At 53.6% G+C, this 12648-nt stretch carries 15 protein-coding genes; 9 read left to right on the forward strand and 6 right to left on the reverse strand.

Features of this window, described 5'->3' with window-relative positions; translation table 11 throughout:
* Window positions 1-96 precede the first annotated feature (96 nt).
* Window positions 97-963 (forward strand): RNA polymerase sigma factor RpoH, encoded by an 867-nt coding sequence (rpoH, locus tag NF683_RS09800; RefSeq protein WP_038481065.1) that lies wholly within the window; start codon window positions 97-99, stop codon window positions 961-963.
* A gap of 94 nt (window positions 964-1057) precedes the next feature.
* On the opposite strand, the gene slmA is transcribed toward rpoH, so the two are convergent.
* From slmA to coaBC, 5 genes are all read right to left on the reverse strand, one after another.
* Window positions 1058-1666: a nucleoid occlusion factor SlmA gene (gene slmA / locus NF683_RS09805; protein ID WP_089039242.1), complete on the reverse strand. Its 609-nt coding sequence runs from the start codon at window positions 1664-1666 to the stop codon at window positions 1058-1060.
* A gap of 21 nt (window positions 1667-1687) precedes the next feature.
* Complete coding sequence (gene argB / locus NF683_RS09810; RefSeq protein WP_253921815.1) at window positions 1688-2587, reverse strand: acetylglutamate kinase; 900 nt, start codon at window positions 2585-2587, stop codon at window positions 1688-1690.
* 169 nt (window positions 2588-2756) lie between these two features.
* Window positions 2757-4139: a phosphomannomutase/phosphoglucomutase gene (locus tag NF683_RS09815; RefSeq protein WP_253921816.1), complete on the reverse strand. Its 1383-nt coding sequence runs from the start codon at window positions 4137-4139 to the stop codon at window positions 2757-2759.
* A gap of 36 nt (window positions 4140-4175) precedes the next feature.
* Window positions 4176-4637 (reverse strand): dUTP diphosphatase, encoded by a 462-nt coding sequence (gene dut, locus NF683_RS09820; RefSeq protein ID WP_089039239.1) that lies wholly within the window; start codon window positions 4635-4637, stop codon window positions 4176-4178.
* Entirely contained in the window at window positions 4634-5968 is a 1335-nt protein-coding gene (coaBC, locus tag NF683_RS09825; protein ID WP_089040911.1) for a bifunctional phosphopantothenoylcysteine decarboxylase/phosphopantothenate--cysteine ligase CoaBC, read from the reverse strand. Before coaBC ends, dut begins: the two co-directional genes overlap by 4 nt.
* Window positions 5969-6121: 153 nt before the next feature.
* Between coaBC and radC the strand changes: the two genes are divergently transcribed.
* From radC to ald, 7 genes are all read left to right on the forward strand, one after another.
* Entirely contained in the window at window positions 6122-6796 is a 675-nt protein-coding gene (radC, locus tag NF683_RS09830; RefSeq protein ID WP_089039238.1) for a RadC family protein, read from the forward strand.
* A 250-nt stretch (window positions 6797-7046) separates the two neighbouring features.
* Complete coding sequence (gene rpmB, locus NF683_RS09835) at window positions 7047-7283, forward strand: 50S ribosomal protein L28 (protein WP_038481085.1); 237 nt, start codon at window positions 7047-7049, stop codon at window positions 7281-7283.
* 25 nt (window positions 7284-7308) lie between these two features.
* Complete coding sequence (gene rpmG / locus NF683_RS09840; protein ID WP_009098622.1) at window positions 7309-7464, forward strand: 50S ribosomal protein L33; 156 nt, start codon at window positions 7309-7311, stop codon at window positions 7462-7464.
* 186 nt (window positions 7465-7650) lie between these two features.
* Window positions 7651-8478 (forward strand): bifunctional DNA-formamidopyrimidine glycosylase/DNA-(apurinic or apyrimidinic site) lyase, encoded by an 828-nt coding sequence (mutM, locus tag NF683_RS09845; RefSeq protein ID WP_089039237.1) that lies wholly within the window; start codon window positions 7651-7653, stop codon window positions 8476-8478.
* Between the two features lie 81 nt (window positions 8479-8559).
* Window positions 8560-9750 carry a class I SAM-dependent rRNA methyltransferase gene (locus NF683_RS09850; RefSeq protein WP_009724128.1) on the forward strand — a complete coding sequence of 397 codons (1191 nt, stop codon included), beginning with the start codon at window positions 8560-8562 and terminating at the stop codon, window positions 9748-9750.
* A gap of 74 nt (window positions 9751-9824) precedes the next feature.
* On the forward strand, window positions 9825-10259 hold the full coding sequence (locus NF683_RS09855) for an acyl-CoA thioesterase (RefSeq protein ID WP_253921817.1): 435 nt from the start codon (window positions 9825-9827) through the stop codon (window positions 10257-10259).
* Between the two features lie 250 nt (window positions 10260-10509).
* The gene (ald, locus tag NF683_RS09860; protein WP_089039235.1) at window positions 10510-11625 is read left to right on the forward strand and encodes an alanine dehydrogenase; all 1116 of its coding nucleotides are present in this window, start codon (window positions 10510-10512) and stop codon (window positions 11623-11625) included.
* A gap of 66 nt (window positions 11626-11691) precedes the next feature.
* On the opposite strand, the gene NF683_RS09865 is transcribed toward ald, so the two are convergent.
* Window positions 11692-11940 carry a SlyX family protein gene (locus NF683_RS09865; RefSeq protein WP_038481102.1) on the reverse strand — a complete coding sequence of 83 codons (249 nt, stop codon included), beginning with the start codon at window positions 11938-11940 and terminating at the stop codon, window positions 11692-11694.
* Between the two features lie 110 nt (window positions 11941-12050).
* Between NF683_RS09865 and NF683_RS21280 the strand changes: the two genes are divergently transcribed.
* Window positions 12051-12593: a cold-shock protein gene (locus tag NF683_RS21280; protein WP_038481105.1), complete on the forward strand. Its 543-nt coding sequence runs from the start codon at window positions 12051-12053 to the stop codon at window positions 12591-12593.
* Window positions 12594-12648 lie beyond the last annotated feature (55 nt).

The raw sequence follows: 12648 nt of genomic DNA on the forward strand, positions 1-12648 counted from the left end.
GTGAATGCATCGGTCATTTGAACCTTATGCTTAGGCTAAGGTCTTAGAGTTAACGGAACACCAACCACGATAGGTTTTAAGGGAGACCACCTGCACATGAGCACTAGTCTTCTACCGGTGGGTCAGCTTTCTCCAGGTCACGATCTGGGCGGCTATATTCAAGCGGTTAACGGCATCCCCGTACTCAGCGTTGATGAAGAGCGTGAGCTTGCATTCCGCCTCCACGATGAAGGTGACTTGGAAGCAGCACGCCGTTTGGTGCTATCGCACCTGCGTTTTGTTGTGCATATTGCTCGTAGTTACTCGGGTTATGGTCTGCCGCAGGCTGACCTGATTCAAGAAGGTAACGTCGGTCTAATGAAAGCCGTTAAGCGTTTCGACCCTAATCAGGGCGTTCGCTTGGTATCATTTGCCGTGCATTGGATCAAAGCGGAAATTCACGAGTTTGTGCTGCGCAATTGGCGTATTGTCAAAATTGCCACCACGAAAGCTCAGCGCAAGCTGTTTTTTAATCTGCGTAGCGCCAAAAAACGCTTAGCCTGGCTAAATAACGATGAAGTTAACGCGATTGCGGAAGACCTCAACGTAAAGCCAGAAGTAGTGCGCGATATGGAAGGGCGTCTGTCGGCTTACGATGCAGGCTTTGATGCCTCTCCTAGCGACGACGAAGAGAGTACCTATCAAGCGCCGGCGTATTTTTTAGATGACGCTTCCGCTGATCCGGCAACGCTGCTGGAAGACAGCAACTTTGAGGAAGATTCAACGCGTCGCTTACAGCTAGCCTTGAAAGGCCTTGATGAGCGTTCGCGGGACATCTTACAGCGTCGCTGGCTCACTGATAACAAAGCGACACTGCACGATCTAGCCGATGTTTATGGCGTCAGCGCTGAGCGCATTCGCCAGCTCGAAAAGAATGCGATGAAAAAGCTGCGCCAAAAAATGGGCGAAGCTATCGCTGCTTAATCACGTACACGTATCGGTTAAGCATAAGATAAACGCCCCGAAGGCTCTGCCTTCGGGGCGTTTTTATTGGGCGTGAATGCTGTGTCAACGCTTTCTAAGCCGATTGTACGGCTGCTCGTAACAGCTGGCTAGACAGCAGTGCCCATTGGTCTTCCCAGTACTCGGTTGGCAAGCGCTTGAAATCACTGCGCACATACTGAGAAATACGCCCTTCAGCCTGAGCGATCAGCAGGTTGGCTGCTGCTGAAGCCGATATGCTAGTGCGTAGCCCCTCGCGCAGCTCAGCTTCCCGCAGTATCTGTTTTAACTGGGTTTCCAAGCGTTCAAACAGTTGGTGAACGCGCTGGCGCAGCCGGGCCGTTTCGCCAGTCAGTACATCGCCTCCCAGTACCCTGGCAAGCCCTGGGTTCTTTTCGGCAAAGCCGAGAAGCAGGGCCAAGATAGTGCCGCACCGAGACGCCGCATCGGGGATATCCTCTAGGATGCGGGTAATGCGCGCAAAGATGCTTTCTTCAATGAAGTCGATCAGCCCCTCAAACATGCGCGCTTTACTGGGGAAATGCCGGTATAGCGCTGCTTCTGAGACACCAACCTGGCGGGCAAGTGCTGCAGTTGTGATGCGCTTGCCGCTATCCTCTTCCAGCATAACGGCTAACGCTTGCAGGATTTGCTCGCGGCGGCGAGGTTTTTGTTCGTCATTCATGACGTTAACACTCCGTCGCGGTTAACCTGCGTCAGTAATCAGGGTGCCTACCCCAGCATTGGTAAAGATTTCCAGCAAGACCGCATGGGGAACGCGGCCGTCGATAATGTGGGCGCTGTTAACGCCGCCTTTCACCGCATCTAGCGCACAGCGTATTTTGGGCAGCATGCCACCGTAAATCGTGCCGTCGGCGATTAAGGCGTCAACTTGAGCAGTGGTTAGTCCCGTTAGCACTTCTCCTTCACTGTTCATCAGGCCCGCGACGTTGGTCAAGAGCATCAGTTTTTCAGCATTGAGTGCCTCGGCCAGTTTGCCTGCTACCAAGTCGGCGTTGATGTTATAGCTGTGCCCCTCACCATCAACGCCGATCGGTGCAATCACCGGAATGAAGTCTCTGGCGGCAAGCATCTCAATAAGGTCGGTGGAGATAGACTCCACTTCACCTACGTGGCCAATATCGATAATTTCTGGTGCGGTCATCTCCGGGCTTTGATGCTCTACTTTCAGTTGGCGAGCACGAATTTGTGCGCCATCTTTGCCGGTTAAGCCTATGGCTTTGCCGCCGCTTTGATTGATCAGATTCACAATGCTTTTATTGACTAGACCCCCTAGCACCATCTCTACGACATCCATGGTTTGGGAGTCGGTCACTCGCATGCCGTTCACAAAGCGTGATTCGATATTCAGTTTTTCCAGTAGGCTGCCAATTTGTGGCCCGCCCCCATGGACGACGACTGGGTTAATACCGACCTCTTTCATCAGCACGATGTTGCGCGCGAATGAATCGATCAAAGTGTCTTCAGTCATAGCGTTGCCGCCATATTTAACGACAACCGTTTTGCCCGAAAATTGCTGGATATAGGGGAGGGCTTCTGACAATACCTCTACAACGACCTGGGGGTCGCGGCTAGTTGAACTCATGACGTTGTCCCTTTTGATTTTTTTCCGTCGCTACTTTTTTTATCGCGACCGTTATTACAGCGCGAGCATTGGCTTTTCCATGCGGCGTGTTGTCTCGTACTTTTATTGTGTTGCGCGTTCGCTTGGCGCGATCACTTTTTTACTGTTCACCCTGTCGTGTTTGTTCACGTTATTGGGGGTCAGGGATCGTCAGTGCTGGCGAGATCTCTGCCAGGGCATTGGCAAACCGCGCTTTTATTCGGCTAAGTGCTGCGGCATCACTGCCCTCAAAGCGTAGTACTAGCGCAGGTGTGGTGTTGGAGGCTCGGCAAAGTCCCCAGCCATCGGCATAGTCCACGCGAATGCCATCAATCGTGGTTTTGATACCTTCGCCGAAGTCGCCCTCTCTAGCAAGCTTCTTGATAAGCGCAAATTTGTCTTCATCGGCGACCGTGATATTAATTTCTGGCGTGCTGATATCTTGTGGAAATTGATCAAATAATTCATCAGCACTGCCAGTGTATCGCGCTAGAATTTCAAGCAAGCGGGCTGCGGCGTAGAGGCCGTCGTCAAATCCGTACCAACGCTCCTTGAAGAAAATATGCCCGCTCATCTCACCGCCCAGCTCAGCACCGGTTTCCCGCATGCGTGCTTTGATCAGTGAATGCCCGGTGCGCCACATTTCCGGTTCGCCGCCAGCGTCGCTAATAACCCGTGCCAGGTTACCGGTACACTTGATGTCGAAGATCACCTTGGCACCGGGGGTGCGTGACAGCATATCAGCTGCAAATACCATCAGTAGATGGTCAGGATAAATCATCCGGCCACTTGGTGTGACAACGCCTAAGCGATCGCCGTCGCCGTCAAAAGCCAAGCCAATATCGGCACCTGTTTCCTTAACGCTGTGGATCAAGTCGCGCAGGTTTTCAGGTTTGCCTGGGTCGGGGTGATGGTTCGGGAAGTGCCCATCAATGTCGGCAAATAATGGGGTGGTTTTTACCCCCAGGCGCTCGATAAGCTGCGGGCCCAGCTCTCCGGCGACTCCGTTGCCACAATCCACAACCGCGCTCAGTGGGCGTTCAATTTGGATGTCGCTAATAATTCTTTCCAGATACGCCGTGCGTAGGTCGTGTTGGCGAACGCTGCCTTGGCCGCTGGTGAGATCGTTTGCTTGGATGCGCTCATAGAGGGCGGTGATAGCGTCACCGGAGAGCGTTTCACCCGCTAAGACGATTTTGAAGCCGTTGTAGTCAGGTGGGTTGTGACTGCCGGTTAGCATTACCCCAGAGCAGCTTTCAGGCAGTGTATGGGTGGCGAAATAAAGCACGGGGGTGGGCACCATGCCGATATCGATAACGTCTCGTCCTGAGGCTGTTAGGCCACGAATCAGCGCTGCTTGCAGATGTGGCCCGGAAAGTCGTCCATCACGGGCAACAATGACCGTTTGCTCGCCCCGAGCGGCGGCTTCAGAACCAATGGCTTGGCCAATGAGTTCAGTGGTGGTCTCGCTCAGCGTATCGTCCACAATGCCGCGAATGTCGTAAGCACGAAATATCGACGCGGGTACGTTCATTGTCGCTCCTAAATATGCGCTAAAACAGCGCTTGGCTTATTGGCTGCCTGTGCTGCCAAAACCACCGCTGCCGCGAGTGGAGTCTTCAAAGGCATCGACAATGGTAAGTTCCGCTTGCACGACAGGGACAACGACATACTGAGCGAGACGCTCAAAGGGCGATAACGTAAAGCTGCTTTGACCACGGTTCCACACGGATACCATCAGTTCGCCCTGGTAATCAGAGTCGATGAGACCGACGAGGTTGCCCAGCACGATACCGTGCTTATGACCTAGCCCGGAGCGAGGCAAGATCATGCCTGCCAAACCAGGATCTTCTATGTAAATGGCAAGGCCTGTTCGTACTAACTGGCAGTCACCAGGTGCAAGCACCAGTGGTTCATCTAGCAGTGCTCGCAAATCCATCCCCGCTGAGCCTGTTGTTGCATAAGAGGGAAGGTAGTCGTGCAGGCGTTCATCCAATACTTTGCACTGCAGGCGTGGGCGAGAACCGCTCATGATAATTCTCCGGAGGATTGAGAGGGTAATTGAGAAGGTGGTTGAGATGACCGTTGAGAAGGCAATAGTGATAGTGCGTGACGAATAATTAGCGCGGCTAGCTGGGTTTTAGGCTGAGGAGGGGCTTCCTGTTGATGGGTTCCCGTCGCAGAGCGCCACAGCAGCAGAGCGGCATTGTTATCGCTGCCAAAACCGAGCCCCTGCTGGGAAACGTCGTTGGCTACGATCATATCTAGCCCTTTGCGGGTCAATTTATCTTCCGCATAGCGAGCGACATCCTGAGTCTCGGCGGCGAAGCCCACCACAAAAGGGCGTTGGTCAGTAGGCAGCGCGGAAACATCGGCAATAATGTCAGGATTCTTGACCAGCGTAAGCGTTAGCGTATCGCTGTCGTCGGTTTTTTTGATTTTATGCTCGGCAGCGCTGGCTGCGCGGTAGTCAGCGACCGCAGCGCAGCCAATAAATAGGCCAGCATGGGGGGCGAGTGTTAACGCTTCGTGATGCATTTGTGCGGCGGTTTCCACATCGATGCGTTCAACGCCGTGAGGAGTGGGGAGATTAACTGGGCCGCTTATCAGGGTTACTCGTGCTCCCTGAGCCGCAGCTTCAGCGGCCAGTGCGTAACCCATTTTCCCTGAGCTGTGGTTGGATAGATAGCGCACGGGATCCAGCGCCTCGCGGGTGGGACCCGCAGTAATCACTACGTGCGGCGCAGAAGCAGATGCTGGTGCTGGTGCTGGTGCTGGTGATTTGGCAGCAGAAGCAAAATGCTGTGCTAAGAAATCAACAATAACCTCGGGTTCGCTCATTCGCCCAGGACCGACGTCGCCACACGCTTGGTCACCTGCTGCTGGCCCGATCAACTGCCAGCCATCGTTGGCTAGCTGAGAGACATTGCGTTGGGTTGCAGGGTGTCGCCACATGGCCTGATTCATGGCCGGTGCAATCAACTTGGGTGCTTCACAGGCTAGGCACAGAGTGGTTAGCAAGTCGTCAGCCATGCCATGTACCAATCGGGCGATCAAATCAGCCGTTGCTGGGGCAATCAATACGGCATCTGCCCAGCGGGCTAGCTCAATATGCCCCATACCAGCCTCTGCTTCAGGATCAAGCAACGAGGTGCGTACTGGCTCCCCTGAAAGCGCCTGAAGCGTTAACGGCGTAATAAACGCTTGAGCACCCTCGGTCATTACCACGCGAACCTCACAGCCGGCTTGCTTGAGTAACCGAACAATCAGCGCGCTTTTATAAGCCGCAATGCCGGCACTAATGCCAAGCAGCAGGCGCTTTCCAGCAAGTGACGTTAACGGGGATGGCGATAATAAGGCCATGATGGGTAGTCCCATGTAGCGTTTGTTAAAGGTGAGTACCATACCATTTGACGGGTTATTTTGGCATGCTCAAGCAGCAGTTGGAAAAGCCAGTTTGGGTGGGCGCAGTAGCAAACGCTGATGGTGCTATCAGGGGTGGGCAAGGAGGCGGCGATGGGGATTAATCACTGGCCGGAAGGTGAGCGGCCACGCGAGAAGTTATTGAACATGGGGGTGCAGGCGCTTTCAGACGCTGAGCTACTGGCCATTTTTTTGCGAGTAGGCGTGCAGGGGCGCTCTGCGGTGGATCTGGCACGGGATTTGTTGGCCAGTTTTGGTGGTTTGAGGCAGCTTTTGGAGGCGGATCAGGATCAGTTTTGTGCGGCTCGAGGGCTTGGTAGTGCGAAATTTGCCCAGCTTCAGGCGACCCTGGAGCTTTCTAGACGTCATTTGGCGAGCCAGCTTGCCCGTGGCAATGCGCTCACATCGCCGTCGCTTGTGCGTCATTACTTAAGCTCCCAGCTTCGTCATCTGGGTCATGAAGAGTTTGCCGTGCTTTTTTTAGATACACAGCATCGAATTATTCGCTATGAATCCCTATTTCGCGGTACCCTAGACAGCGCATCCGTTTACCCCCGCGAAGTAGCCAAGCGTGCGCTTGAATTACACGCTGGTGCTGTCATCCTGGCTCACAACCACCCATCGGGTGTTGCTGAACCAAGCGATGCTGATCGACGTATTACTGAACGTCTAAAAGATGCCCTTGCACTCTTCGATGTGCGAGTGCTTGATCATTTCGTGGTGGGGGACGGTAACGTGGTTTCGTTTGCCGAGCGCGGTTGGCTATAGCAATTAATGAAAAGGGTGCGACGACAAAATCTCGTCGTTTACCTAAGTAAATTGTCCAAAAGATGCCTTTTTTGGCATTTTGGGGCGTTTTTGCTTGCTGGTAGCCGGGTGCTCTGGTATAAAGTGCCACCTTTAAACTTGGGTTGAATAACGGATTTGGGTACAGCTAGGCAGTTCACTGCGTCGACTCCCTCCCTGCTCCGGTTTGCCCGACAGTTTTGAACAACTCGCCAAGCGGTTGGAGGCTCTCATGTCCAAAGTATGTCAGGTTACCGGCAAGCGTCCGGTAACTGGTAATAACGTTTCTCACTCCCAGCGTAAGACACGTCGTCGTTTCTTGCCGAACCTGCACACCCATCGTTTTTGGGTTGAATCTGAAAACCGCTTCGTCAAGCTGCGCGTTTCCTCTAAAGGAATGCGTATCATCGACAAGAAAGGTATCGAAACGGTTCTGGCTGATATCCGCAAACGCGGCGACGCCATCTAAGCTAGCATTTTGGGAGAGTTAAACCATGCGCGATAAGATCAAGCTGGTGTCTAGTGCCGGTACAGGCCACTTCTACACCACTGATAAGAACAAGCGGAATACACCGGATAAGTTCGAATTCAAGAAATACGACCCGGTCGTCCGTAAGCACGTTATCTACAAGGAAGCTAAGATCAAGTAATCGCGATTACAATGATCGGCTTTCACCGCAGGCGAGTGCCTGTTGAAAAACCCGGCCCTAAGCCGGGTTTTTGCATGCCCGGTATTTAGCCGCTTACTTTGTAGGTGGGCGGTATCTGTCCCTACGCTTCGGCACCGCTTAGGCGACAGAGTGGTTGTCACGGTGCTGTCATCATAGACTTTCATCATGCCCGAATTGCCTGAAGTTGAAACGACGCGACGCGGCATTGCCCCCTATTTAGAAGGGCAAGAGATTACCGAGGTGCTGGTGCGCCAGACTCGGTTACGCGTGCCGGTGCCCGAAGATCTAGCCGAGCGGCTAGTAGGAGCCCGGGTTGGCGTATTAAAGCGCCGCGCTAAGTACCTCCAAATTCCCGTGGCGACTCTCGAAGGTGAGGCCACGCTGTTGTGGCATCTAGGCATGTCGGGCAGCCTAAGGATTGCAAACGTCGGCGATTTGCCTAAAAAGCATGACCATGTTGATGTGGTGACGGCCAAAGGGCATGTGCTGCGCTACCATGACCCGCGCCGCTTTGGTTTTGTTGACTGGCAGCAGGGCGATGGCAGCTTGGATACGCGCCTTGCGCACCTTGGTCCTGAGCCGTTGGATGACGCGTTTAACGGTCGCTGGCTCTATAACGCATCGCGTAATAAACGCGTTGCGGTAAAGCCTTTTTTAATGGATAACCGCGTGGTGGTCGGTGCAGGTAATATTTACGCTGCCGAAGCGCTATTTATGGCGGGTATTGATCCCCGACGTGCCGCTGGGAAAATTTCCCTGGCCCGTTATCAGCAGCTAGCCGAGGCGGTTAAAGAGGTGCTGGCGGCAGCGATTACCCAAGGTGGCACGACACTGCGGGATTTTGTCAGTGGGCAGGGCGAGCCAGGTTACTTTGCCCAGCAGCTGAATGTATATGGGCGCCATGGGCAGCCTTGCCTGCGCTGTGGCGTTGAGCTGCGTCGTATTACTCTAGGCCAGCGGGCCAGCGTGTTTTGCCCTGGTTGCCAGCGTTAGCGGCCGCTCTTTGATATTAACTGTTTTGCCTATGCTTTCAGAGTCTATGTGCTTTGTAAGATTGCTCTTTTGGAGATTGTTGTGACTCAACGCCTGCGCCTGAATAAAAATGCCGATCGCCGCCTGAAAGCGGGCCATCTGTGGATCTACTCCAATGAGGTAGATATCAAAGAGACGCCACTAAAAAACTTTGCTGCTGGTGAGCCTGCGTTAGTTGAGGCTTCCAATGGCAAGACCCTTGGCGTCGCCTACATTAATCCGCACTCGCTGATTTGTGGTCGGGTAATGTCGCGTGACCCAGAAATGCGTCTAGATCGCTCGTTATTCGTACACCGCTTCAACCAAGCGCTGGCGCTGCGTGAGCGTCTGTTCGATAAACCTTTTTACCGTTTGATCCACGGTGAAGGTGACCTGTTGCCGGGCTTGGTGATTGACCGTTTCGGTGATGTGCTGGTGGTGCAGTTGAATACCGCAGGTATGCAAGCGTTGGCGGAAGATATTGTCGATGCGCTGGAAAAAGTTGTTAAGCCTAATGCCATCGTGTTCCGTAATGATACGGGCGGCCGTCGCCAGGAAGGTCTAGAAGCCCACGTCGAAGTGGTCAAAGGCACACTTCCTGATGAGGTTCTGCTGGAAGAGAATGGGGTTACCTTTGCCGTGCCTGTGCTGAATGGCCAAAAGACAGGGTGGTTCTACGACCATCGCGTCAATCGCGCATGGCTGAACAGCCAAGTGGCGGGTAAGCGCGTGCTGGATGTATTCAGTTACGTGGGCGGTTGGGGGGTTCAGGCGGCTGCGAGCGGTGCCTCAGAAGTGTTGTGTGTCGATGCTTCTGCCCCAGCGCTGGATCAGGTGGCACGCAATGCTGAGCTAAATGGTGTGCAGGAGCAAGTAGCGGTAGCCGAAGGCGATGCCTTTGAAGCGTTAGCAGCATTGAAAGCTGACGGCGAGCAGTTCGATGTGATCATTCTTGATCCGCCTGCATTTATCAAAAAGCGCAAGGATATCCCTAATGGTGAGCGCGCTTACGCACGACTAAATCGTGAAGCGATGCGGCTATTGGGCCGCGATGGCTTGCTGTTGTCGGCCTCGTGTTCTATGCACCTCGCGCCTGAGCGTTTGGTGGATGTGGTTCGTGGTGCCGTTCGCCACCAAGACCGTCATGGCCAGGTGATTTTTCAGGGGCATCAGGGCCCCGATCACCCCGTTCATCCGGCTATCCCGGAAACCTCGTACCTGAAGGCGCTGGGCGTGCGGGTATTCCGCGACTAAGCCAAGGACGCTGCTTGACGAACATTGGCAAGACAAAAAAATAGCATCAAGGAGTAACCACAAGGAGCTGCATTATGGAGTGGGCACTACCAAACCCTTTTGTGATCGATCTTCAGGTGACGCCGGAGGCCATTGACGCTTACCGGCATGTCAATAACAGCGAGTATTTACGCTGGGTTGAGCAGATCAGTTGGGCCCACTCCGAAGCCTTGGGGCTATCCCTTGAGCGCTACCAGTCCCTTGACCGTGCCATGGTCGTCCATCGTCATGAGTTGGACTATCTGGCACCTGCCTTTGTCGACGATAAGTTGCAACTGGCGACGTGGATTGTTGCTTGCGATGGTCGTTTTAGTTTGACCCGTCGATTTCAGCTTAAGCGTTCGGAGAATGGCAAGACGTTGCTAAATGCCCGCACCAGGTTTGCCTGTGTGGCGCTTAGCAGTGGGCGGCCCACGCGGTTGCCTGATGAGTACCAGCGCATTTACGGTGGTGCGGTGGTGGCGGAGTAGCTAATGCTGAAATGCCGTCGATTTTTTCGCTGATTTTCGTTAAACGCTAGATTCTTCTCCCAAAAAACGCCTTAGCCGGCGTTTTTTTTGTTTTTCTTGCTTGGGGTGGTGGTTAGTGCCAGCTGTGCTGTAATTTGCTTAATAGCGCTTATTGATGGCCTGGCTCTAACGGCTAGGTAGTAAAGATGAGGCTCTGACGATTTAGCAGTTGAGATTTAGCACTAACAATCAATAGAGAAGGAAAACGCTAATGAAAATCGCCGTCCCAAAAGAGATCAAAAACCATGAGTATCGGGTGGCACTCACTCCGACAGGCGCGCGGGAGCTAGTAGGGCGTGGCCACTCGGTAAGCGTGCAGGCAACTGCAGGAGAAGGAGCCGGATTTAGTGACAGCGACTACGAAGCCGCAGGCGCCCAGGTGGAAGCTAATGTAGATGCGTTGTGGCAAAACGCCGAGCTGATTCTCAAGGTAAAAGAGCCTCAGGCCGAAGAAGTGGCGCGTCTAACCGCCAACCAAACGCTGTTTACCTATCTGCACTTGGCCGCTGAGGAAAAATTAACCCAAGGGCTGATGGCCAGCGGTGCTACCTGCATTGCCTATGAAACCATCACCGATGCAAAAGGTGGGCTACCGCTGCTCGCGCCGATGAGCACGGTTGCTGGGCGCATGGCCGTTCAGGCGGGCGCGCATAGTCTGGAAAAAGCCCAGGGTGGCTCCGGTGTGCTATTGCCCGGCGTGCCAGGCGTTGCGCCGGGTAAAGTTACCGTGATTGGCGGTGGTGTGGTCGGCGAAAACGCTGCCCGTATGGCGTTAGGGTTGGGGGCTGAGGTGACCATTCTGGACAAGTCGATTGCTCGCTTAGAGGTGCTGGACGACCGTTACCAGGGGCGCATCAAAACGGTTTACTCAACGGCGGACGCCCTTGATCAGGCAGCTAAAGAGTCCGATATGATCATTGGCGCCGTACTTATCCCCGGTGCCGCCGCCCCCAAGTTGATTACCCGTGCCATGCTGGCCGATATGAAGCCAGGCAGTGTATTGGTAGACGTAGCCATCGATCAGGGCGGCTGTTTTGAAACCAGCAAGCCTACGACGCATGCCGAGCCAACCTATATCGTGGATGGCATCGTCCATTACTGCGTGGCCAATATGCCGGGCGCGGTGGCGCGGACATCTACTCTGGGTCTTACCAATGCTACCTTGCCGTTTGTACTGGCGCTGGCTGATAAAGGCTGGCAACAGGCGCTTAAAGACGACCCACACTTCCTGCCCGGGCTCAACGTCCATAATGGTCAAGTGACTTATCAGGCTGTTGCCGATGCTTTTGGACTCAAGAGCATCGACCCAGCGAGTGCAGTGGCATGATAATCGGTACGTCAATTAGTAGTAGGTGATACTACTGTTACCCGGGTGGTGCTGCTAGTGGTGGTGCTAATAGTGAGGGGGAACTTCGTCTTCTGGGCGGGTATCACCCTGTGAGTCACCCGCCTGGAGCGCCTGATACTGCTCGCGCAAGCGGTCACGCATCAGCGTGCTCAGTTGCTCCAGCTTTTCTAGCCGACGCTCTTGCTGAGCAACCGCTTGGTCAAGGGTGTCTAGCCAATGCTCTTGGTAAGCCAGTCGACTCTCTAAAGATTCAAGAAGTTGAGTTAGCTCTGCAGGCGATAATTCGTTTGTCATGATAACATCGTGACCTTGTGTAGTATGCTCGGTACTGTTAGGAATGGGCCTAGTTGGCCGAGTATTGTCCTTCGTCTGTTACCCATACAACAAGAGAGCTTTTATCATCTATGAATCCAAAAGTTGTTTTTCGCTGTTTCTTCATCAGTGTTTTACTTGCCGCCCCCACGCCACTTCTTCTGGCGGGGATTGTTCATTTAACGAATGCACCGCTTGCTGAGCAGTGGCTGGCTGAGCTTGCCATCAGCGGGGTAAGTGGTGTGTATATTGCCGCTGCTCTGGGATGTTTTATTGCGTTATTTATAGGTACTTTAGCCGCTGCTGCTCTGGCGCCGCCTATGGTAGTGAAAGCTGATGTTTCTCGAACTAAATCTGCGCCGCGTCAGCCTCAAGCGGTACCTGAAGTGGAAGATGATGAAGAGGAAGATATCATCGACCCCAATGATGGTCGCGAAGAGGGCGAAGTAAAGTGGTTTAACACCAATAAAGGTTACGGCTTTATTACCCGGGATAATGGCGAGGATGTGTTTGTTCACTTTCGTGCTATTCGTGGCCGTGGCCCGCGTATGCTTGCTGAAGGGCAGATTGTTCGCTATCACGTGATTAAGAATGATCGTGGCCTTCAGGCAGACGACGTTAGTATTATTGAGTAGCTTTGATTAAATCGCTTTAATTGAATCGCGCTAGCATCGTTAACTGCTGAAAAAC

Source organism: Halomonas sp. MS1 (assembly GCF_024182575.1).
In the GTDB taxonomy this organism is placed as follows: domain Bacteria; phylum Pseudomonadota; class Gammaproteobacteria; order Pseudomonadales; family Halomonadaceae; genus Vreelandella.

Coding starts and splice junctions, on each gene's coding strand:
- NF683_RS21280 (WP_038481105.1), top strand. CDS start 12,051: ATGAATCCAAAAGTTGTTTTTCGCTGTTTCTTCATCAGTGTTTTACTT.
- NF683_RS09815 (WP_253921816.1), bottom strand. CDS start 4,139: ATGAACGTACCCGCGTCGATATTTCGTGCTTACGACATTCGCGGCATT.
- radC (WP_089039238.1), top strand. CDS start 6,122: ATGGGGATTAATCACTGGCCGGAAGGTGAGCGGCCACGCGAGAAGTTA.
- mutM (WP_089039237.1), top strand. CDS start 7,651: ATGCCCGAATTGCCTGAAGTTGAAACGACGCGACGCGGCATTGCCCCC.
- rpmG (WP_009098622.1), top strand. CDS start 7,309: ATGCGCGATAAGATCAAGCTGGTGTCTAGTGCCGGTACAGGCCACTTC.
- coaBC (WP_089040911.1), bottom strand. CDS start 5,968: ATGGCCTTATTATCGCCATCCCCGTTAACGTCACTTGCTGGAAAGCGC.
- dut (WP_089039239.1), bottom strand. CDS start 4,637: ATGAGCGGTTCTCGCCCACGCCTGCAGTGCAAAGTATTGGATGAACGC.
- rpoH (WP_038481065.1), top strand. CDS start 97: ATGAGCACTAGTCTTCTACCGGTGGGTCAGCTTTCTCCAGGTCACGAT.
- ald (WP_089039235.1), top strand. CDS start 10,510: ATGAAAATCGCCGTCCCAAAAGAGATCAAAAACCATGAGTATCGGGTG.
- NF683_RS09865 (WP_038481102.1), bottom strand. CDS start 11,940: ATGACAAACGAATTATCGCCTGCAGAGCTAACTCAACTTCTTGAATCT.
- rpmB (WP_038481085.1), top strand. CDS start 7,047: ATGTCCAAAGTATGTCAGGTTACCGGCAAGCGTCCGGTAACTGGTAAT.
- slmA (WP_089039242.1), bottom strand. CDS start 1,666: ATGAATGACGAACAAAAACCTCGCCGCCGCGAGCAAATCCTGCAAGCG.
- argB (WP_253921815.1), bottom strand. CDS start 2,587: ATGAGTTCAACTAGCCGCGACCCCCAGGTCGTTGTAGAGGTATTGTCA.
- NF683_RS09855 (WP_253921817.1), top strand. CDS start 9,825: ATGGAGTGGGCACTACCAAACCCTTTTGTGATCGATCTTCAGGTGACG.